Here is a 21,155-nt window from a genome sequence, read left to right on the forward strand (position 1 = left end):
AATCTACTCGTCGTAACAGTCATCTTGGGGAACAGTATTGGGCCTCTTTAGGTCCAGTAAAATCTCACGGGCAGCGTTTGCACCGCAGGCCGACGACACACCACCACCGGGATGGGTCGATGAACCACACATATACATATTTTTCACCGGCATACGGTATTGGCCATAGCCCGGGAAAGGCCTGTTGAATAACAACTGGTCAATAGTCAGCTCACCCTGGAAAATATTGCCCTCAGTGAGGCCAACCTCATTTTCTATTTCATGTGGAGTACGCACTTCCATGTGCACGATCAAGTCTTTGAAATCGGGACTGTAGCGGGCGATTTTATCCACAACACTTTGACCAAAGGCATCGCGCTTCTCTGGGGTCCACGGGCCATCTGCCAGCTCGGGTGGACAGTACTGTACAAAGTTGGACATCCAGTGTTTTCCCGGGGGCGCAACGGTTGGATCCCAGGCTGAGGGAATAACTGATTCAACAAAGGGGTCGTCAGACCAGCGACCACGCTTCCAGCAGTCGTAAGCGCGTTCCATAGTTTCCAATGAACCACAGAAGCCCTGGCCTCCCCGGTTGATATAACGGTTATCAGGCACACCACTAAAGGTCGGCATGCCGGACAGGGCGATATTCACCTTGCCGGAAGAACCCCGAATCTTGAAGTTATTCGCCTTTTCATAAATTCCGGGAGGTAAGTCCTTGCGATCCACCACCTTGGTAAAGGTTCGTTTGGCGTCCAGGTTGGAAACAATAATACCGGCGTAAAGCTCTTCACCGGACTCCAGCGCCACACCGCACGCTTTACCATCCTTGACGATGATTTGCTCTACCCCGGCGCCGGTTCTCACTTCTCCTCCCGCCGCCTGCATGGCGCTGCACAAGGCGTTAGAGATTGCACCCATACCGCCTCTGGCAAGACCCCAGGCACCCACGCTGCCATCCACATCGCCCATCACATGGTGCAGCAGAATATAAGCGGAGCCAGGAGAATAGACGCCCAGTGCAGTACCGATTATCCCCGGGCTGGCCATCGCTGCCTTGATCAGGTCGTTCTCAAAATAATCTTCTAAAAATTCAGCCGCGCTCATGGTAAAAAAGCGCACGTATTCGTACAGCTCCTTTTCTCCCAGCGACCAGAACTCTTTTGCCAGGAACAGCAGCTCTTTAATATCCCGTGGTTTAAAGGACGTTGGGTCTGGCGGGGTGCGCAGCAAAGTCTTGCGAATTAATTGCGCATAGCGTCCCAGGTCGGCCTGAAAACGAAACATGGCGTCGGCATCGTGCGGCGAATGACGACGCAGTTCGTTATAGGCAGCGCCCTCGTCACGGTAATCAATCAGCCTTTGACCCTGATCACCAAAGTTGACCGTGCCGAGGTAAGGCACAAGCAGCAAGCCATGGCTGGAAAGATCGAGGTCACGATGAATAGCCTGGCGCATCATGCTGCAAACGTAGGAACAACTGGAATAGAACCAACCATCGTGCATCTCGCGGGTAACCGCTGCGCCGCCTATGTAGTCATTCTTTTCCAGCACCAGAGTGTCTAAACCAGCACGGGCAAGGTAGGCTGCATTGGTCAAACCGTTATGACCGGCGCCAATGATGATCGCATCATACTTCTTCATTTGAGAATCTCCCGGGCCGCATTATGTCCAGGAGCACCTACCAGACCGCCGCCAGGATGACTGCCTGCGCCGCAAAGATACAAACCGGGTACGGGCGCACTGTATTGGGCGGCCTCATAGGTAGGTCGCATCATCAGCAACTGATCTACTGCAAATTCAGTGTGGTGCCAGTGACCGCCGGTTACGTTATGGGTTTGTTCCAAATCGTGTGGCGTTAACAGCTCAGCATGTATGACCTGTGCCGAAATACCGGGAGCATATTGCTCCAGTTGCACTAACAGCCTCTGCAATAAATTGCTTTTTGCCTCGTCGGTCCATCCACCTCGCAACTCTGCTGGCACGTACATGACATTCGCCGAAAGAACATGCTGCCCGGCAGGTGCCAATGTCGGATCTTGCATTGAGGGCACCAAAACCTCCATCACCGGGACCTCTGGACAACCGCCATATTTAGCATCGTCGAAGGCAAACTCAATGCTATCCATTGTCGGCGCTATGATCATTCTATTATTGGCTCTACCCATACCAGTAAATTTGGGCTCAGCCGACAGGGCGAGATGCAGCTTTGCGACCAGTCCCTCAGTGCGCAATCGATTGATGCGGTTAGCAAACTCGATTTCTAAATTGGCACCACCAAGTAACTTGAGAAAGGTTCGCTTGGGGTCAGCACAAGAAATAACGCGGCTCGCCTCAATGACTTCGCCACCAGCTAGCTCTACACCCGTGACTCGCAAACCACTTTCATCACCGACCACAGTAATACGTTCTACCGCTGTGTTCAGGCGCAATTCGGCTCCAGCGACCGTAGCAGCACCCACCAGCGCATTAACCAGACCGGCGATCCCCCCGGCAGGAATGGCATGCATTCCACCTGAGGCTTCAAACATTTTAAACAGCAGTGCAAACACCGGGCTGTTAGGTGACCGCGGTGCCAGCCTGGAACCGGCAAGGCCATCCCAACTCAAGGCGGCCTTAAGCACCTTGTCGTCAAAGTTTTCGTCCATCAAATCCCGCATTGGTAACGTTGCCATGCGCATGAACTCCAGCAGGTCCTCCTTGCCCAGCAAACGCAGCTTCAACCCCAGCTGAGCAAAGGTCATAAGCTCGCCGGGGCTGTTATTACCAATCCGCGGCATGGTCTTCATCCAGAATGGCGCCAGGGCCTTGGCAAAACGCTTTAGCTGCCGCCGCAGCTCGACATAGCTGCGCGCGTCCTCAGGACTTACGCCGCTGACCATTTCATCGCCTATTACCACATGCTTGCCATCGAGCCCCATGCCGATGGTATCCATTGTCCGACCGGACAAGTTCAAGCCGTGTGATTGCAGTTGTAAATCCTCAATGACCTTACTGGAAAAAGAACTGATCGAATGGGCAACCGAGGACATAAAACCGGGATAGAATTCTCGCGTGGCTGCAAGCCCACCTGGCTCTGCGGATGCCTCAAGCACCAGAACCTTTTGGCCGGCTTTTGCGAGATATGCTGCACACACCAGCCCATTATGGCCTGCGCCAACAATTATTGAGTCATAGCGATTCAAAGTTTACTGCCTGTATACGAGGGATGAGGCGCAGATTATCCGGCACAAGGCGATAGAGCCACCGCGCCTATACGCCGGGATTTTGCCGGGCGAGACATCCTGTCCACTTGATCACACGGCGCTCATACGCTAGTTTGCGCTAAGATTGCTTATTTTAGGGCACAGGAAAATGAACGCACAAACTCACGATGAGGGCTATAACGGCCTGACAAAAAATGAGCCCAGCCTGCCCGCAGAGTGCTACCTGACCGAAACCGCATTTCAGCGAGATCTGGATACTATCTGGTATCGCCAGTGGGTTTACGCCTGCCGCACCGAAGAGGTGTCAGAAACAGGCAGCTATCAGGTACAGAAAATTGGCGATCAGGAAATTATCGTGCTCCGTGATGAACACGGAAAGCTACAGGCCTTCCACAACACCTGCAGACATCGGGGATCCGTTTTACTGACAGAAACCTGCGGTCAACTGCGCGGAAAATCCATCACCTGTCCCTATCACGCCTGGAGCTATAGCCTGCAAGGTGACTTGAAGCGCACCCCCAGCAAGTTCCTACAAAAGGACTTTGATCCGAGCAGTAAATCCCTGTTCTCGGTGGCGGTTCAGGAGTGGCGCGGGTTTGTGTTTATCAATCTGGACAGCGACCATGCACCTGCGATTGAAACGGTGATGGACGGCAAGGGACTGGCCCACAAAAACTGGCCCGCTGAAGACCTGCGGGTAGGCCACCGATTCAGCAAGCAAATAAACTGTAACTGGAAAATATTCTGGGAGAATTTCAGCGAATGCTTGCACTGCCCGGGGGTGCACCCTGAACTCAGCCGTCTAGTGCCTCTTTATAAACGCTCGCTGATGGAAACCAGAGATGACCCAAACTGGAAAACAAACAGTGTCAGTCAAGACCCTCGATATAAAGCCGGCCTGGCGCCTGATGTAGAAAGTTGGACCACCGATGGCAAAGCGGTTGACACACCTTTTAGCGCGCTGACCGAAGCGGACATCGAACGGGGACACACCTACGAAACTCTTTGGCCGACGATGTTTTTGGTAGGCCATGTGGATCATATGCGAATTGTCTGGCTGCTACCTTTAGGACCAGAAGCAACCCAGGTGCACGCCGAATGGCTGTTCAGGCCAGAAACGCTGGCGACAGATGACTTCAATGCTGCGGAGGTTGCGGCCTTCGCCACTACCGTCCTGGAACAAGACGGAATGGCCTCAGAGATGAATCAACGTGGGCTGCGCAGTATCCGCTTTCAGGAAGGTTCATTAATGGCCGAAGAATATGAGGTCTACGACTTTCAGCAATGGGTGCGCACCCAGTGGCAGCGCGGCGCAACGTGAAGCAGTTACTGACGACTTAACATCAATCATGAGTCCGCGGGTAAGGACTGCGCGTGAGTTTGATTATTCAATGATAACAAACCTATGCACATCCAAAGATCCGGACCTAAAATCACGCTACCTGAACCTCTATGTTTCGGCGGCATGAACTCTCTATGCTTCAGTCTTCTTTGAGTGTTCTTCCCGCCCAGTGCGCCCCAGCCATGTTTCCAGTAACAATTCCAGGTCTTCAACTTGCATCGGTTTGCTGAGATAGTCGTCCATGCCTGCGAGCAGAAAACGCTCTCTATCGCCGGACATTGCGCTGGCGCTGAACGCGACAATTGGCAATGAACCTGCCTTCGCATGCGCCTTTTCCCAGCTACGTATCTTACTGGCGGCTTCAACGCCGCCTATGTCAGGCATTTGTATGTCCATAAAAATCAAATCAAACGCGTTGTTCATGACCGCCTCAATTGCGGCATGCCCACTGTCTACGGAAAAAGAATCAAGACCGTATGTCTTCAAGGTCTCAACCATAATAAATTGGTTGACGTCACAATCATCAGCAATCAGAACACGTCCGCTATATTGCGTTCTTTCTGAAGTTTCTTGGGCCTCGCTGGATGGCTCATTGAGCCTCTGAAGCTTTGAGTCAGCAGCGCTCAAGCGTGAATTCTGCTGCAGCAAAAACGGCACTTTTAACCAGAAGCGAGAACCTTCGCCGCTTCTGCTTTGTACCCCTATTTCTCCACCCAACAGCTCTACGAGTTTTTTGGATACAGACAGTCCGAGACCGGTTCCACCGAAACGTCGCGTAATAGATCCATCTACCTGAGAAAAATCATCGAAAATATTCTTCTGGGCTTCGGCCGTTATTCCAATGCCTGAGTCGAAAACCTGAAAATGGAGAGTGGCAGAATCGAGCGAGACGTCTTCAGCCGAAATGGCAACGGAGACAGCACCTTCTTCTGTGAACTTCAGCCCGTTGCCAACAAGATTAATTATTACCTGAGTCAGTCGCCGTGAGTCCCCCGTCAAGTCGAGTGGAGTTCTCGGTGCCAAAACTGCTTCAAACGCAATTCCTTTCTCTTTTGCAGACGGTTCGAAAACTCGCCTAACATGATTAGCCACTTCATCTAGCTTAAAGTTTGACTCATCGGGCTCAAACCTCCCCGCCTCGATACGCGACAAATCGAGAATGTCGTTAATTATGAGTAGCAATGCATTGGCTGAATTTTCTATCGTCGTGTAGTAGGCGCGTCTCTTTTTGTCGTCGGTGGTCTGATCCAAGAGGGATGTTATTCCTATTATCCCGTTCAGCGGAGTTCTAATTTCATGGCTCATGTTGGCCAGGAAAGCCGATTTTGCTGCTGTGGCAGCTTTGAGATCGTGGACCAGGTTTTCTGATTCGCGGTCCCGTTTCTCGATCACTTCCAACATCGAATTAAAGCCATCAGCCAGCTTACCCAACTCATCTGCGGTCTGGTTTTTTAAGCGCAGTGAATAATTTTTGTTGATGGAAACATCGTTAAAAGCATTTGCCAGTTTATCAATTGGCTTGGTCACCGCTTTCTGCAGCTTTCTAGACATGCCATAAACCAAAAAAATCGAGAGAATAAAACTGATAAAAACCGCGCCCAGCAACGACAATGAGCGCGACTGCAATCCGGCCAGATCGATTCGAAGTGAAAATATTCCTTGCTGTTTTTCGTCAAAAATTATGGGGGTGGCGTACTCCAAAAAATCATCGGTGAACTGACTAACCCCAGTGAAACTGACCCGCTTTTTAGATGAACTCTGCGCCAGTGTCGTATCAGTTTCCGAGTAAGCTGACTGTAGCTTTTGATGCCGCAAGTGCGGACTTTTAAAGACGCCGAAAACGACCCCCTCGTTTGATAAGATCGTAGCCTCAATGATGTGTGGATAGTTACCAATCATAGAAAGGCTATCGTTGGCGGCGGTTCTGTCTCTGAACGCCAAAGCAGTACCGGCATTGTAACTGACGATATTTGCTAGCACGCTGGCCGATTGCACAAGCCTCTCACGTGCCTGCATATAGTCTCCGGCAATGATTAGCGTGGCAGATAGAAACAACGCCATGGCAGAAGAGAACACTGAAATGACAATAATCCGGTGTTTTAAAGATAGTCTGGTAAGGAAAGTGGTTAATTTCACGGTGTCCCACCTTTAGTCGACCGCAGCTTTGCTACAGAAAGTAGCTTAGAACTAGCCTGTAAACCTTGGGTGGCGAGAGCGTCCATGTTTATCAACACAGCGACTTGTGAGCTTTCTCGCTTCAACTCTATGACGCCGCCTGCATCAGCGAAGCCATCTATGTCACTCACAGTGAGAATCGCTCGTCCTCGCGTTGTGGCAATAACGGGCAGCGAAAAATCACTGTCGTCTGAGTGTATGTAAACGTAATCGCATTCGGTCGCTTCTTTAGGTGTAGCAATCAGTGCAAAGTCTGCGTCAAAGCTTTTATGTTCGCTGACAGCAATTAAGCTCTTCAGAGCCGAAATCACGTGGCTTTCTCCCGCAGTACAAAACCGCACTGGTCTTGCCTCCACGCCCTCTGGCCAGCGAATGAGCTGGAAAAAGTAGTTTAAGAATGCAGCTTTGAGTTCATCCTCTTCCATCGCAACTGACTGTGGCGGCCAAAAAAAGATAAGAAATGTCGAGAGTAGTAACGCGAGAGATGAGCATCTTGCATGGCGTTGCGTGACTGCCATCGACTCCTTGTGTTTACAAAGTGCCCTCATCGATCAATGGCAACCCGAAAAAGAAGTCTCAAGCTATGCACCTTACGCCTGTTGCATGTACCCAAGAATCGCATCATCCGTTGGTCTAACAGTCTTTTTTTCAAGGTATTGATCCTGCGTTGCTGCGCAACTAGGCACAAGCGCAGCAAGTTGCATGCCAAGGGTTTTAAAATGCAAAGGGTTGCTGATAGCAATCTAACTCGTTGAAAAAAATGCATAAAATAGCTTGTCTCCAGTTTTTTTACAGGTGAGCCATCATGGATATAATCTCGCGCTGTGCCGTTGACCTCAACAGAATTGCATATTGAGAAGCAAAATGCATTGCATATTCCACATCGAAAGAGACCATCCAGCTGCTGCTTCTGCGAACTGGTATGCCAATGTACCGTAGCCCGTGTATGCACAGAGCATGGCTTGATGTGTGCTACTTCCGAAATGATGCCAAGCTTAACCCCAAACCATTCCTGTCTTTGACGATGCCGGTGATATAATTTACGCGACTAATAATCCTTCAACGTTGAGCAGGTAGATGCGAAAAAAACTGATTCTCTTGGTATCACATTTGTTGTTTGCAGCAGCTGGCTTTGCTCTGGGTATTTACGCTCTCCCAATTCTTATGGCACCAGAGGCACCATCAGCCGCCAGCATTGCTCAGCTGCAGAGTCGTTCGGATTACCATGGGCAGTTCAGTCGTGACCTGGGCGACAGCGATTTGCTGCACTGGGGGGAAGGTGAGGTATCGGTTTCGGACGCAGAAGTAACGCTTGTGGGGCAGATTGCACCGGGCCCGGATTACCGGCTATATCTGTCGCCGAAGTTTGTAGAAACCGAAGCGGATTTTGCTGATTTAAAGCATGCGATGGTGCAAGTAGGTCCGGTGAAAACCTTCGAAAACTTCGTCGTCTCCGTTCCTCAGAGTATTGACCCCTCTGACTACAACACGGTAATCATTTGGTGTGAAGCTTTCGGACAATTTATCACTGCAGCTCAATATCGTTAACGAACCGTCGAACGACGGCATCACTGTGCTTTGCGGTGCTCCAGTGGCGTTTGACCCGACCAACGTCTGAATGCAGTTCGAAAACTTCGAGCATCAGCGTAACCCAAGCGCCGACCGATCGCCTCTACCGTCATATCTGTTGACGCCAGATAGCGCTTCGACTCTCGGTAACGCGACTCATCCAATAGCGATTGAAAGGTCACACCCGCAGCACGTAATTGCCGCCGCAGAGTTCTGGCACTTACGTCGAACTGCTGTGCAAGCTGCTCCAACGAGGGCACCCTGCCGTCCTCCTCCAAAAGCCTGTTGCGCACTGCGGCTACCAGTCCCCGTTTTTCGGTCAACACCCTTGTACTTTGCTGACAGAGGTCTCTAAACAACTTCTGATGCTCTGGCTGTGGATGAGGCAAGTGCGTGTTCAAAACAGATTGCGCGATCAATAGGGCATTTCTTTTTCGGCGCGTGCGCAGCGGACATGCGAACAAACGCCGATGATAGCTCAAGGAATCCGCAGAACCGGTTCGCGTCATATCCAGCAATGCAAACTGCACCGGTTTCGCACTAAGCTCATTAAAGACCACCTGGATAGATGCAAACGTACTGTCGATTTCCAGCTCTGCCGCTGCCGGGTCTGTCGCCGTTGGAAAAATAGTGAGGCAGGCGCAATCCTCTTCGCCATATCGCTCTGCCGTCAGTTGACTGTGCGAAGCCCAACTTACCAGTGGAGCGAATTCAGCGAGAAGCTCCAGTGCCTCACCCAGGTTATATGCGGCCATCATCGCACTGGCCAGAATGCCGTAATTTGGCAAATTAATGCGCTCTCCCACCCTGATACCCAGGAAGGGATCTCGATTAAACCGGGCCAGTCGAGTGTATAGCGCTAGCTCCTGTTCCGTAGTCAACAACTGCGCTGTCTCGCGCAGTAACCTCTCTGTAGCCCCTGTACCCTCGACGATCTGGGCAGGGCTAATGCCTTGCTCACGCTCAAGCAGCTGCGACATCAAACGCAGCTCGTAGTTATTGAGCAATTGTTGACTCGGGCTATTTGTCCGCTCTATAAGGGGCATTTTGGGTCTTATACGTGGCCTTAATTATTCCCTAATTGTCCCCTATCGGCTCTATTGAAACCAGTGGCAAACCCCTATTATTTAAACCTGCGTTCCATCAGGTGACACATCACACTATGAAATCGAAATACGATGCTATCGTCATCGGCGCCGGCCACAACGGCCTCACCAATGCCGCCTACCTGGCCAAGTCTGGCCTGGATGTGCTGGTCGTCGAGAAAAATGACTATATCGGTGGAGCCGCCGTAAGCCGCGAACTGCACGAGGGCTGGCTGTACTCAAACTGTTCCTATGTCTGCAGCCTGCTACGTCAATCAATACACCGAGACCTTAACCTGACCCGACACGGACTGATGATCGTGCCCTACTCTGGCACCACCAATTTCAGTCTCAATGGTAATTACATCGCGGAATACGGTGATCACGACATGCAGTACCGGGAGATCAAGCGACACTCCCTACGCGACGCTGATGCGATACATCGTTATGAGACTGACCTGATGCGCTACGCCAAGCTCATCCGGCATTTTCTTTTACGCACGCCCGCAGACCCCACCTCTTTCAAGCCTCGCGACCTGGGAGAGATGATGTTCATGGCAAAGAAGTTCGCCGGCATGGGCGAGGAACAGGTTTACGAATTTATGCGCTTCATGACCATGAGCGCAGGCGACTTCCTGGATGAGTACTTTGAAAACGACCTGGTCAAAGCCCTGTATTCAACCAGCAGTATTATCGGCACAGCTCTGGGGGTGTATTCTCCCGGCACAGCCTATGTATTGCTGCACCATGTCATGGGCGACGTTGATGGTGCAGTCGGGGCCTGGGGCCTGGCACGCGGCGGCATGGGCGCAATTTCCAATGCATTAGCCGGCGCTTTAAAAGAGCATGACGGCGCAATTCTCACGGAAGCCCCGGTAGCACAAATTATCGTAAAAAACGGCTGCGCCAGGGGTGTCGCCCTGGAAGATGGCCGAGAAATTAACGCCGATATCGTGGTCTCCAATCTCGACCCCAAACGCACCTTCACCAACATCATGGACGCAGCAGACATTCCGTCAGACTTGCGCAAAAAGGCTGAGAATTTCAAGATTCGCGGATCCTCCGGCAAAGTCAATATCGCGCTGACTGGCAAGCCGGACTTTCCATCGCTTCCCGCAGATCACAAACTACGCAATGGCTCTTTTCAGTTCCTGGATTCCATGGAGCGTATGGAGCGCGCCTACGATGACTGGAAACACGGCCGCTGGTCTGACGATCCATTTATTGAGATGACGCAATCTTCTGTGTGGGACCCAACGCTAGCCAGTCCTGGCCATTACTTCGTGTCCTGCTTTATCCAATATTGCCCGGCGGAAGTGGAAGGCGGATGGACACCCGATAAACGCGACGCATTCGGCAAAACAGTGATCGACCAAATCTGTAACTACTCTCCCAATTTCCGCGACCACATTGCTCACATGGAAGTTCGCACACCTTTTGAGATTGAAAATGAAATCGGCCTGACCGAAGGCAATATTTTTCAGGGCGAACTCACCATAGATCAGCTGATGTTTAACCGCCCCTTTCCGGGCTACTCACAATATCGCGGTCCGGTTAAAGGCATGTACATGTGCGGCTCCGGCACCCACCCCGGCGGCGGCGTTTCATCCGCATGCGGCGCAAACTCGGCCCGAGAAATCTTGATGGACCTAAAACGTCCCAATGTCGTACCGGAGGACGATGTCGATGAGTAATTACGACATAGTGATAATCGGCGCAGGCCACAATGGTCTCGCCTGTGCAGCATACCTGGCCAAAGCCGGCCGCAAAGTGCTGGTACTGGAAGCTAATGACGAAGTGGGTGGACTGGCTGCCACGCGTGAGTTTGCTCCAGGCTTTCGCGCCTCAGTCGCGCAGACACTGCCGCAACTTAATCGCGGACTGGTAGACGACCTGAACCTGGAAAAGCACGGCTTCAAGCTCGCTTTGGATGCCATGCCGACGGTTGCAATGGCGCCGGGAAAGTCACCCATTTCCATTACATCCGGCGCCCTTAGCGGAGCAAACGCTGAAGACAGTGCAGCCTACCCTGAGTACCGGCGTCTGCTCAATAAGTTTGCTGACGCTATTAACCCCTTCTGGCACAAGCGTCCGCCCATGATTGCCGATGGCGACATGGGCGACCTGGCCACGCTGGGCAAGTTTGGCTGGAATCTGCGGCGCCTGGGTAAAGATGATATGCGCGAGTTGATGCGCATGATCGCCCTACCTGCCCAGGATCTGATGGACGAATTCTTCCAGGACGACGCGCTAAAGGCAGCGCTGAGTTGGGATTGCAACATCGGCAGCAAGCTGGCCCCGCGCTCACCAAACAACGCCGTGCTTGCTCTGCTACTAAGAATGAGTGGCGACCTTACCGACGGCCTGCCCCTGCCAGCAGGCGGCGCTGGAGGCTTCACCGACGCTCTCGCCGCCTCGGCGACCAGTTTTGGCGCTGAAATTCGCTGTGGCGCGGCCGTGGAAAAAGTCCTGATCGACGATATGTCTGTCAGTGGCGTGCAACTTAGCAACGGCGAACAGGTGCAAGCCACCACCGTAATCTCCAATGCAGACCCGAAAACCAGTTTCCTCACGCTGCTTGGTGCACAACACCTAGATGTGCAATTCACTCATCGGATCAGCCGTTTGCGCAACCAGGGTTATGTCGCCAAGTTACACCTGGCGTTGGATGAAATACCGAAATTTACTGGTCTGGAAAAGCCAGCCGGCCGCCTGATGCTGACGCCTTCAATGAAGTACATCGAGTGCGCCTTCGACGATGCTAAATACGGCGGCTACGCTAATGAACTGCCGATGGAAGTTATCATCCCATCGCTGGTTGACGACAGCCTGGCACCGGTCGGTAAGCACGTATTATCGGCAAACATCCAATATGCCCCCTATGCTGTAAAGGGTGGCTGGGACCAACATCGCGAGCAATTCCTCGCTAACGCTCTGGCAACGCTTTCTCAGTACTCACCGGGCATTGAAAGTCAGGTCAGTGCGGCAGAGTTACTCACCCCGGCGGATCTGGAACAACAGTTCAACCTGGCCGGCGGTCATTGGCACCATGCTGAGTTTGCCATTGACACCTGGTGGATGAATCGCCCCACCTATGGCGCATCACAGTACACAACACCGATATCGGGCTTCCACCTTTGTGGCGCTGGGGCGCACCCCGGTGGCGGTTTAATGGGTACTTGCGGCGCTAACGCCGCTCGCGCCATTTTGGAGGATCGTTAACATGCCCATGCAAGCAAATCTGCAGGCTGCGGACACTATTGACCATGTGCACGAGGGTGTCATTTACTCGCCCTTTCACCGTCGAACTTCAGCGAAAAATATTAACCAGCAGTGGTCCGTCTGGAATGGTTACGCCTCGACAAAATATTACGCTGACGCCCACCTTGAATACTTCTCCACCCGCAACACCTGCGGCGTTTTCGATGTCTCGCCGATGCGAAAATACCGCATCAAAGGCCCGGATGCAGAGGCAATGCTCAACCGTATGGTGACCCGCGATGTTACTTCCCAGGCGGTAGACACGGTGGCTTATAACATCTGGTGCACGGATGCCGGAAAACTGATCGATGACGGAACCCTGTTCCGGGTGAGCGAGGACGACTTCTGGCTTTGTGCAGCTGACCCCAACTTCGACTGGTTGCAGCTCAGTGCTGTTGGTTTCCCCAATCTTGAAATTACCGACATCAGCGAAGACCTTGCATCTCTCGCCTTACAGGGACCAACCTCTTGTGCACTGCTCAAGGCAATGGGCTTTAGCGGGATCGAAAACGCCACCCCCTTCAGCATAATGCGCTTCCCCTTTGGCGCCGGCGAAATCACAATTTCCCGCACCGGCTACACCGGCGACCTGGGCTATGAGCTATGGGTAGACCCAGCCGATGCTGAACTACTCTGGGACCAGCTATTCAGTGTCGGCCAGGTCTATGGTATCCAGCCACTGGGTGAGGACTCCCTGGAAATGGCAAGAATTGAAGCAGGGTTCCTGGCTCCTGACGTTGATTTTCACGGTTCACTTCACACCGTGGATCGTGGTCACGACCATTCACCTCTCGAACTGGCGCTGGGATGGATCATCAACTTTAAGAAAGGTCATTTCAGCGGTCGCGCTGCACTTGCGAAGGAGAAAGCGGCCGGCAAGCATCGGCGACTGATCAAGCTGGATATTGAGGGTAACAAGCCCGCTGAAAACAGTATTTTATACTGTGACAAAGGTTGCAAAAAGACCATCGGCTATGTCACGTCAGCCATGTGGTCACCTGTGGTCAAGGCCAATATCGCCTATGGGCTGGTAGAGGGACAGTACGCGGACGGCCCTATCTGGGCAGAAATCTACCACCAGAAAGAACTGCGCTGGGTGCGCAAGCTCGCTCAATGCACCCGGGTAACAAAGCCTTTTTGGGCACCTGAACGAGCCAGGCAAACACCGCCGCCTGACTGCTAGGCCGCTTTATTACGTCAGTTCAGGTCTGGGCAGGCAGCTCGCCCTTGCTCTAACCAGGCAGCGCACGACTCGCTGAGCGAACGCTGTTTGAGCGCCTCATAAAGTTTGAGGTCGTTTTCGTCAAGCACTTCTCGCCAGCGACCATTGGTCCCCTTATTGAGAAATCGCTTACCGCCCCCATTCCAGAATACCTGGGCATTTCCAAGAACATTGTCGGAGTTTGCTTGCATCGTTTTAAAGCTGACAGCCTCAACAATCTTGGCCAGATTATTCGCACTGGTGTCAATTTCGAGAAACTCCGCGATACGCGCGATTTCGCCGGACGGGTCATCCAATAAGTCCTGATGATGAATAAACAAGATATTCGATAAATGACGATAATCCCACCAGGTCTGTGCATGATGACTGGCCGACCAGTGCGGGTAGCCGTCATGCTCCCAATCAAAAGACCCTTTAGTGCTCCACTGCCGCCAGTACGCTTTAATATCCTCAGGACATCGGGGTAGAGGTTCACCGTGGAGACTGTCAGGGTTATTAATTACGTCGAAAAACAAGTCACTGTGGTTTCCATAATGATTCCACATGGACATGAACACGTCGCGTAAATCCCGGCCCACATAGATATAGCGCATATCTGATTTGAAAGGGATACCGTCTAAGGGCAAGTGTGTTTTGAGAAAACGGCGATGGCTTTGGGCAGCGGTGATTTCTTGAATGGCAGTAAAGTCATTTGGCCGCATATCAATCCAGGGGGAGAGATCCATGATTGGCCCCGGGATTTCCTGCTCCTGGAACAGCAGGTTGGCAACAATCGTCTGCATCCAGGTGGTGCCCGACTTGTATGCCGTGGTGACAAGGATGTCTCCAGGGCGCGTGGCGAAACGCTCCCAGCGGGGACTATCAAGGTGATGATTTTCGTAAACTCGAGTGACGCTAGGTAGATTCATCGGCAGACCCGCCTTGGTTTACCGCAAAAGTATAGACCACTTTCGTCTATTTAAAAGCCAACATTGCCGCTGGGCATCGGTGGGTAATCGCCGATACTAACCCCCTCTCGCTGCACTTGATCAATGGACTCTTCCATCAGGTCCAGTGCCTTTGACAAAACATCCGGTGCCATATTCAGCGCTGGATACATACGCACCTGAGGCTCATTGTCGCAAATTGCCCACACCCCGCGGCGTAACATGGCGTCGCGCACCGAGCGTGCGAAATAGTAGTCCTCGCTAACACCTTCTGGGTCCCTGAAAGCAACCCCCATTAACAGGCCATGGGTACGCACCTGAGCCACGATGTCGTAACGCTGCTCCCAAGTGGACATTCTGCTGCTGGCTAGTGAGCCAAGCATGGCGGCGTGCGCGAGAATGTTGTCGCGCTCGAAAATCTCAATCGTTTTCAGGGCAGCAGCGCAGCCCGCTGGCGTTCCAGCGAAAGTAGAGCCGCCGGATGCACGAGGATTGTCTCCCAGAATATCATTCCGGGCAGCAACACCTGCACAGGGTTCGATGCCGCCCGAGAGATTTTTACCTACGACTAAAATATCTGGCACCACATCATACTGGTCAATAGACCACATGGTGCCGGTACGACCCAGCCCCGTCAGCACCTCATCAACAATCATCACCCAGTCATACTTGTCACAAATCCGGCGGATACCTTGAATGAATTCTGTAGTCGGAATCCAGTTACCACCTTCGGCAAGACCGGGCTCAACAATAATTCCCGCGATATTCTCTGCAGGGACTACGTATTCGGTGAGATGGGTCTCCAGGTACCACAAACAGTACTCGACATATTGGTCCTGAGTCATACCCGCTGGAATGTTGTCGGAGTATGGGTAAGGTGCCTTGAGGACGCCGCCCGACCAGGCTTCCATATATATATTTTTCTGACTATCGTAAGCACTCACCATCTTAGTGCCCAGCCCTTCGCCGTGAAAGCAGGAGGTAAAGCTGATCATATACCGGCGACCGGTGTGGCATAGCGCGAGATGTATTGCAGACTCAGCGGCCTCGGTCCCGGAGACCTCAAAACTGAACCTCGGTAATGCTCCCCCGGGCATCAAAGATGCTATTTTCTCCGCCGCAGGTATCCGCAGCGGATGCTCCCACTGGAAGCCATACTGCAAATGCGCCTGATGCACTGCTTCGATGATCTCCGGGTGACAGTTGCCCAGAGGATTGGTCGCCCAGCCATTTTGTAAATCAATATAGCGGTTATCGTCCACGTCCCAGACGAAGTCGCCCTCTGCTCGACCAACGATCATTTGTGCCGGGGCCGCATAACCCTTCTCAGCGCTGCTTGCGGCTCGTCGCTGATAGCTGAGGCCATCACGAAGCGAAGGTAAACCCTGATCTAACAACGCTTTACTTTTATCACCCGGCAACCGGTAACTCATGGCGTAAACACCACCGTTTTATTGCCTCGCACGATCACTCGATCCTCCAGGTGGTAGCGTAAGCCGCGGGATAAAGCTGAGCGTTCAACATCACGTCCCAGGCGCACCATGTCATCTTTATCACAGCTGTGGCTCACGCGGATAACATCCTGCTCGATAATAGGGCCTTCGTCCAAATCCTCGGTTACGTAATGGCAGGTCGCTCCAATTAGTTTGACGCCTCTGTCATAGGCCTTTTGGTAAGGGTTGGCACCGATAAACGAAGGTAAGAAACTATGATGGATATTGATTAAGCGGCCTGAATAAGAAGAGCAGATAGCCGGAGGAATAATCTGCATATATCTCGCCAGCACTATTGTTTCCGCCTGATGACGTTCAATAATATTGGCTGTTTTTTCAAAGGCCTCGGACTTGTCTTCCTTTGGAACTGGCACGTGATGAAAGGGTATACCGTGCCACTCCACCATGCTGCGCAAATTTTCATGATTGGAAATAACGCAAGGAATAGTGCAGTTGAGCTCGTTGCTCTTCCAGCGGTGCAACAAATCTGCCAGACAGTGCGACGAATGGCTGGCCATGATAGCCACCCGCTGAGGCACGCTGTTATCGCGCAAATACCACTCCATCGAAAACTTATCTGCCAAGGGAGCAAACTCTTCACGAAACCGATTTTCATCGATGGACAAGGACTGCCCGTCAATGACGTTGCGCAGGTAAAACCAGCCTTGTTCAACGTCGGTATGTTGATTGGACTCAATCAGGGATCCACCACGTTGAGCGATAAACTGACAAATGGCGGCAACAATACCAACCTCGTCGGGGCAGGATATTATTAAGGTAAAACTGGATTTACTGGGCGACTCACTCATACATATTTCTCACTGCTATTAAGCTCACATTGACCGACATAACACCGTCCAACGCGCTCATCTATACATCTGTTTAATTTTTTGTATCGGTATATAATGCCAGCTCTGGCACCTCAATCCAAGTTAAACCCAGCATCACCAATACAGGTTTCCTGGCGCATGAGCGAAAAAAAAACAGCTGCAAACAAGGCCATTCAGATCGAACGCCGCCGCTTGCTCATTGACGCTACGATGAGCGCTATTTCTGAACACGGGATGTCTGGGCTGACCCTGGCAAAAATAGCAAAAGAAGCAGGCTTGAGCGCAGGTTCCGTCAATTTCCACTTCGACAGTAAAGAATCTTTACTCTTGGAGACCCTGAACTGTGTCGCGAAAGAGTTCGAGCACGGTATCGACCTTGCCATCGCCCAGTCTGAAGAAGACCCCGCGGCAAAATTGCTGGCACTTATGGAAGCCTCACTGGATCCCAGTGTTACTGAGCCAAGAAAAATGGCGGTCTGGTATGCGTTTTCTGCGGAGGCACGCAGCCGCAAGGATTACCAGCGAATCTGCGGCACTCAAGACCAGAAAATCCTCAACCTGACCCACCAGTTTTGTCGTGAGATCATTCGCAAGGGCGAGAAAGATTCGCAAATGAATGCCTTGGCGATGGCAAATGCAGTACAAGGCCTGGTGGATGAAATTTGGCAAGAAATGCTCTTTGCCGGAGACAATTACGACAGGGAGAATTCTCGCTACCTTTACCTCTCTTTTCTCGCAAGCGTTTTTCCCTGGTGTTTTGCGCCACCTGAACAAGTGGGCCTTCGTGGCACATCGCTCTCAACCGCGGACAAATCGCTACGCATTGTCGTTGCAGATGAAAGTCACATTGGCGAAGTCGCCAAACTGTTTGACCTCTACAGACAATTCTATAACGAGCCAAGCAACCTGAAACTGGCCAGACGCTTCATTGGCAACAATGTGCGCCAGCAGCGCTCTACGATTCTTCTTGCACTGGACAAAGAAGGCGGTGCACTTGGATTTGCTCAGTTATATCCCGGCTGGTGCTCTTTGGCGGCAGCGCCGCTGATAACGCTTTACGATCTCTACGTTGACAAAGAAGCGAGGCAGCGCGGCGTTGCAAGGGGACTGATGGCGGCGGCAGAGAAGGTAGCGAAAAAAGCAAAGGCCTGTCGAATAGACCTTGAAACAGACACTGACAATCACCAGGCGCAAGCCCTGTACGAAAAACTAGGCTACGAGCGAGACACCGCTTTTTACAAGTATTCTCTAGCGCTTGGCGATTAGCCTGCTTTTCGCAATGCCGCTTGGGTCAGGTCCAGAGCCTGGCGCAATGCACCGACCAGATCATCTATCTGTTCCCGGGTAATAATGAGCGGCGGGGACATAATGCAGACATTGATCAGCGGTCGTACAAGCAAGCCCAGGTCGTGGCAAAAATTGTCCACCATCTCACCCAGGGCGTAGTCCTGGGCTAACAAGTCGTCACCCGTAGCGCAGTTGTCGACTCGCATCTCAACGGCAGCCATCAGCCCGATACCACGAACAACACCTACCAGAGGGTGATCTTGCAAGATTCTTAACTGCGCCTGAAAATATGGGCCCACGTCACGAACATGATCCAGCAAACCCTCTTGCTCAATAATGTCCCAACTGGCAATAGCCGCGGCACAGGATACCGGGTTGGCTGACCAGGTATAGCCATTGGAATAACAGTTGCCGCCGCTTTTATCTCCGCTAATTTCGGCCATGAACGCATCCGAGACTGCATAACCGCCCAGGGGCAAGTATCCAGAAGTGACACCCTTGGCAAAGGTAATGATGTCGGGAACCACAGCAAACACCGCTTCGGATGCAAACCAGTGCCCCAGACGCCCGAAGGCAGTCACGACTTCATCGGCGATGTACACAATTCCGTGCTTTTTAACCACTTCCCAACAACGCCGGTTATAACCGTCGGGCGGCACGATCACACCACCCGAACCCAGCACGGGCTCAGCGATGTAACACATAATATTTTCAGGACCTACGTCAAGAATCTTGCGCTCAAGCTCACTCACCAGGTCATCACAAAAAGCCTGCTCTGTGCGCCCCTTACCATTCGTATAAAAACAGGGTGCGCTCAGGAAGTGAACGTTCTCCTTAAGGACGTCCATAGCGGTTTTATCACGCTCTTTCCCGGTCACTGAGGCTGCGAGGAAAGTACTTCCGTGATAGGCCTTATCACGCGTCAAAATATGCTTCTTGTTGGGCAAGCCTTTAATATTGTTAGCCAGCTGACAAAGACGCAGGGCTGAATCGACTGCCGTGGACCCTCCGGTGGTAAAGAACACGCGATTCAAGTCACCAGGCGTTTTATCCGCAATACGCCGTGCTAGCTCAACTTCTCGCTCGTTGACCACATTGAAAGCACTGGCAAAGCCCAACGTCATAATCTGGTTGGAAACAGCATCTGCAATTTCCTGCCGACCATAGCCCGTCTGCATGCACCACATGCCCGCCGGACCGTCGATCATCTTGCGACCCTGATCATCGTACAGGTAAACGCCATCTCCCCGGGTCACTATCGGAGTTTCCTCGTCTTCCCCTAAGGCTGATAAATCGGCCCACGGGTGCAGCGAAACCTTGTTGTAACTCTCTCGAATACTCATTGAGCGCTCGCTAAACTGTTGTCCAAAGCCTGAAGATACCAGTCGATAAACTGCTGCAGCGTTTCCTCGAACTCAGGATGATAGGGACCAGGCTCGAAGAACCGGGAATTAACACCCTCGCTGTTGCGGGTAATAATGTACTCATCCTCCAGAGTCGTGTGGTGCCATAACCAGATCAGCTTATCGATATCGTAGTCGACGCCCTCCTGGGCATCACCATTCACGTACCAGACCACTTCCATATCGGTAGAAGTTAAGCCACGTGGAATAAAACGGTACAAAACACAGTGGTCTGGGTAATTGAGCATAAAGCTCAGCGGACCCATCTGATAATCCCCCGCTCCACCGTCATAACCTTTTATGTGTCCCATTAACGGCGCCACTGGCTGACCATCTTCACTGCCCGTCAAATAGCCATCGTAAAGACCATAACGACTGGTGTAGGAACAGGCTCCGAAGCTCTCTGCATTATTGTAAATGGCGTAATAGTCAGCAGACATGCCGTCAATTCCGGTGACTTCATCGCTGCGGTCCAGCATTGCCTGCACAAATTCCCGGGTATTGCTCTCCAGATCCTTGAGCGTGTGCAAACGGGCATAGGCTCTATGTGAGGTGGCGCAGTGGTAACACTCCAAATAGTTTTCCAAGACCAGTTTCCAGTTGGCGTCAACGCGATAGCTTTTCTTGTGAGCTACTTTGGCGTTTGGCAGATCATATGCGCCCAACTGTCGATCGAGATGACTCAAAGGGCCCAGGAAATCGGGGGCGTTCTGGTCACAGTTAATGAAAATCAATCCCTGGTAAACGACACACGGGACCTTTTTTAGACCGTAGTCTGCTTTGTCAAAACCCTCTTTCATTCCCATTTCGCGCGCGGCCTTGAGTTCACCGTTGGTTTTGTAAACCCAACCATGATAAGGGCACACAAACGTCTTGCGATTACCGCTGGCATGTTCGCAAACTCGCGCGCCGCGATGACGGCAGATGTTCATCAACGCATGAATTTCACCGTCTTCGTCTCGGCTGATAATAATTGAGTCCTCGCCAACCTCGAACAGCTGGTAATCGCCAGGACTAGGGACTTCTGACACATGGGCAGCATAGAGCCAGCTGCGAAAAATCAGGTTTTCCAGCTCTCTTTCGTAAACCAGATGTGATCGGTAGAAGTAGGAATTGATAGCTCGACCACGATTCGCCATCGACTCTTCGAGTCGGTCGGCCATTTTTTCCAGGGAGTCGCTTACATCCGTGGCAATAAACTTCATCGACTGAGACCTGCCTTGCGTTCACTTCAGAAGCAGAGAATTCTACTATAAGCTGTATGCTCATACAATTTTCTATATACCCGTATAGAGCAACATAAAGCGACGCACAACGCCCTGAAGACCAGAACGTTAAGCAAGGGGATGATAATCGCCCCCGCACAAGAATCGAGCC

16 protein-coding genes are annotated in these 21,155 nt (G+C 52.0%); 6 read left to right on the forward strand and 10 right to left on the reverse strand.

The window, feature by feature from the left end:
* Positions 1-3: 3 nt before the first annotated feature.
* Both EYC87_RS13055 and EYC87_RS13060 read right to left on the reverse strand, forming a co-directional pair.
* Positions 4-1,623, reverse strand: coding sequence for a phytoene desaturase family protein (locus EYC87_RS13055; protein WP_007228585.1), 1,620 nt, complete (start codon positions 1,621-1,623; stop codon positions 4-6).
* Positions 1,620-3,164 (reverse strand): phytoene desaturase family protein, encoded by a 1,545-nt coding sequence (locus tag EYC87_RS13060; protein WP_279253270.1) that lies wholly within the window; start codon positions 3,162-3,164, stop codon positions 1,620-1,622. The genes EYC87_RS13055 and EYC87_RS13060 overlap by 4 nt, the downstream gene beginning before the upstream one ends.
* A gap of 169 nt (positions 3,165-3,333) precedes the next feature.
* On the opposite strand from EYC87_RS13060, the gene EYC87_RS13065 reads away from it, so the two are divergent.
* Positions 3,334-4,506, forward strand: coding sequence for an aromatic ring-hydroxylating oxygenase subunit alpha (locus EYC87_RS13065; RefSeq protein ID WP_279253271.1), 1,173 nt, complete (start codon positions 3,334-3,336; stop codon positions 4,504-4,506).
* Between the two features lie 153 nt (positions 4,507-4,659).
* On the opposite strand, the gene EYC87_RS13070 is transcribed toward EYC87_RS13065, so the two are convergent.
* Both EYC87_RS13070 and EYC87_RS13075 read right to left on the reverse strand, forming a co-directional pair.
* On the reverse strand, positions 4,660-6,663 hold the full coding sequence (locus tag EYC87_RS13070) for an ATP-binding protein (RefSeq protein WP_279253272.1): 2,004 nt from the start codon (positions 6,661-6,663) through the stop codon (positions 4,660-4,662).
* A complete protein-coding gene (locus EYC87_RS13075; RefSeq protein ID WP_007228567.1) occupies positions 6,660-7,127 on the reverse strand; it encodes a YfiR family protein in 468 nt (155 codons plus the stop codon). The genes EYC87_RS13070 and EYC87_RS13075 overlap by 4 nt, the downstream gene beginning before the upstream one ends.
* Positions 7,128-7,779: 652 nt before the next feature.
* On the opposite strand from EYC87_RS13075, the gene EYC87_RS13080 reads away from it, so the two are divergent.
* The gene (locus EYC87_RS13080) at positions 7,780-8,250 is read left to right on the forward strand and encodes a DM13 domain-containing protein (RefSeq protein ID WP_007228531.1); all 471 of its coding nucleotides are present in this window, start codon (positions 7,780-7,782) and stop codon (positions 8,248-8,250) included.
* Between the two features lie 20 nt (positions 8,251-8,270).
* Here EYC87_RS13080 and EYC87_RS13085 read toward each other — a convergent pair whose 3' ends face one another.
* Positions 8,271-9,251 carry an AraC family transcriptional regulator gene (locus EYC87_RS13085; protein ID WP_279253273.1) on the reverse strand — a complete coding sequence of 327 codons (981 nt, stop codon included), beginning with the start codon at positions 9,249-9,251 and terminating at the stop codon, positions 8,271-8,273.
* A gap of 182 nt (positions 9,252-9,433) precedes the next feature.
* Between EYC87_RS13085 and EYC87_RS13090 the strand changes: the two genes are divergently transcribed.
* Genes EYC87_RS13090 through EYC87_RS13100 form a run of 3 tightly spaced genes read left to right on the forward strand, consistent with a single transcriptional unit; the run spans position 9,434 to position 13,800 of the window.
* Positions 9,434-11,050 carry a phytoene desaturase family protein gene (locus tag EYC87_RS13090; RefSeq protein ID WP_279253274.1) on the forward strand — a complete coding sequence of 539 codons (1,617 nt, stop codon included), beginning with the start codon at positions 9,434-9,436 and terminating at the stop codon, positions 11,048-11,050.
* On the forward strand, positions 11,043-12,578 hold the full coding sequence (locus EYC87_RS13095) for a phytoene desaturase family protein (protein WP_279253275.1): 1,536 nt from the start codon (positions 11,043-11,045) through the stop codon (positions 12,576-12,578). The genes EYC87_RS13090 and EYC87_RS13095 overlap by 8 nt, the downstream gene beginning before the upstream one ends.
* Before the next feature lies 1 nt (position 12,579).
* Complete coding sequence (locus tag EYC87_RS13100; RefSeq protein WP_279253276.1) at positions 12,580-13,800, forward strand: aminomethyl transferase family protein; 1,221 nt, start codon at positions 12,580-12,582, stop codon at positions 13,798-13,800.
* Between the two features lie 14 nt (positions 13,801-13,814).
* Here the strand turns inward: EYC87_RS13100 and EYC87_RS13105 are convergent, their stop codons facing one another.
* Genes EYC87_RS13105 through purU form a run of 3 tightly spaced genes read right to left on the reverse strand, consistent with a single transcriptional unit; the run spans position 13,815 to position 17,067 of the window.
* Entirely contained in the window at positions 13,815-14,747 is a 933-nt protein-coding gene (locus EYC87_RS13105) for a sulfotransferase domain-containing protein (RefSeq protein ID WP_279253277.1), read from the reverse strand.
* 50 nt (positions 14,748-14,797) lie between these two features.
* On the reverse strand, positions 14,798-16,198 hold the full coding sequence (locus tag EYC87_RS13110) for an aspartate aminotransferase family protein (RefSeq protein WP_279253278.1): 1,401 nt from the start codon (positions 16,196-16,198) through the stop codon (positions 14,798-14,800).
* Positions 16,195-17,067 carry a formyltetrahydrofolate deformylase gene (gene purU / locus EYC87_RS13115; protein WP_007228648.1) on the reverse strand — a complete coding sequence of 291 codons (873 nt, stop codon included), beginning with the start codon at positions 17,065-17,067 and terminating at the stop codon, positions 16,195-16,197. Before purU ends, EYC87_RS13110 begins: the two co-directional genes overlap by 4 nt.
* 159 nt (positions 17,068-17,226) lie before the next feature.
* On the opposite strand from purU, the gene EYC87_RS13120 reads away from it, so the two are divergent.
* A complete protein-coding gene (locus tag EYC87_RS13120; RefSeq protein WP_157045040.1) occupies positions 17,227-18,354 on the forward strand; it encodes a GNAT family N-acetyltransferase in 1,128 nt (375 codons plus the stop codon).
* Here EYC87_RS13120 and EYC87_RS13125 read toward each other — a convergent pair.
* Together EYC87_RS13125 and EYC87_RS13130 are read right to left on the reverse strand one after the other, a co-directional pair.
* Positions 18,351-19,718 (reverse strand): aminotransferase, encoded by a 1,368-nt coding sequence (locus EYC87_RS13125; protein ID WP_279253279.1) that lies wholly within the window; start codon positions 19,716-19,718, stop codon positions 18,351-18,353. The two genes, EYC87_RS13120 and EYC87_RS13125, sit on opposite strands and share 4 nt — an antisense overlap.
* Positions 19,715-20,983, reverse strand: coding sequence for an aromatic ring-hydroxylating oxygenase subunit alpha (locus EYC87_RS13130; RefSeq protein WP_007228526.1), 1,269 nt, complete (start codon positions 20,981-20,983; stop codon positions 19,715-19,717). The genes EYC87_RS13125 and EYC87_RS13130 overlap by 4 nt, the downstream gene beginning before the upstream one ends.
* Between the last annotated feature and the right edge of the window lie 172 nt (positions 20,984-21,155).

The organism is Candidatus Seongchinamella marina, from assembly GCF_026262685.1.
Classification (GTDB): Bacteria; Pseudomonadota; Gammaproteobacteria; order Pseudomonadales; family Halieaceae; genus Halioglobus; species Halioglobus marinus.

What these genes read in the sequence shown, in the direction of transcription:
- purU (WP_007228648.1), bottom strand. Translation starts at nt 17,067, where the DNA reads ATGAGTGAGTCGCCCAGTAAATCCAGTTTTACCTTAATAATATCCTGC.
- EYC87_RS13105 (WP_279253277.1), bottom strand. Translation starts at nt 14,747, where the DNA reads ATGAATCTACCTAGCGTCACTCGAGTTTACGAAAATCATCACCTTGAT.
- EYC87_RS13055 (WP_007228585.1), bottom strand. Translation starts at nt 1,623, where the DNA reads ATGAAGAAGTATGATGCGATCATCATTGGCGCCGGTCATAACGGTTTG.
- EYC87_RS13090 (WP_279253274.1), top strand. Translation starts at nt 9,434, where the DNA reads ATGAAATCGAAATACGATGCTATCGTCATCGGCGCCGGCCACAACGGC.
- EYC87_RS13125 (WP_279253279.1), bottom strand. Translation starts at nt 19,718, where the DNA reads ATGAGTATTCGAGAGAGTTACAACAAGGTTTCGCTGCACCCGTGGGCC.
- EYC87_RS13100 (WP_279253276.1), top strand. Translation starts at nt 12,580, where the DNA reads ATGCCCATGCAAGCAAATCTGCAGGCTGCGGACACTATTGACCATGTG.
- EYC87_RS13085 (WP_279253273.1), bottom strand. Translation starts at nt 9,251, where the DNA reads ATGTCGCAGCTGCTTGAGCGTGAGCAAGGCATTAGCCCTGCCCAGATC.
- EYC87_RS13075 (WP_007228567.1), bottom strand. Translation starts at nt 7,127, where the DNA reads ATGGAAGAGGATGAACTCAAAGCTGCATTCTTAAACTACTTTTTCCAG.
- EYC87_RS13065 (WP_279253271.1), top strand. Translation starts at nt 3,334, where the DNA reads ATGAACGCACAAACTCACGATGAGGGCTATAACGGCCTGACAAAAAAT.
- EYC87_RS13120 (WP_157045040.1), top strand. Translation starts at nt 17,227, where the DNA reads ATGAGCGAAAAAAAAACAGCTGCAAACAAGGCCATTCAGATCGAACGC.
- EYC87_RS13130 (WP_007228526.1), bottom strand. Translation starts at nt 20,983, where the DNA reads ATGAAGTTTATTGCCACGGATGTAAGCGACTCCCTGGAAAAAATGGCC.
- EYC87_RS13110 (WP_279253278.1), bottom strand. Translation starts at nt 16,198, where the DNA reads ATGAGTTACCGGTTGCCGGGTGATAAAAGTAAAGCGTTGTTAGATCAG.
- EYC87_RS13080 (WP_007228531.1), top strand. Translation starts at nt 7,780, where the DNA reads ATGCGAAAAAAACTGATTCTCTTGGTATCACATTTGTTGTTTGCAGCA.
- EYC87_RS13095 (WP_279253275.1), top strand. Translation starts at nt 11,043, where the DNA reads ATGAGTAATTACGACATAGTGATAATCGGCGCAGGCCACAATGGTCTC.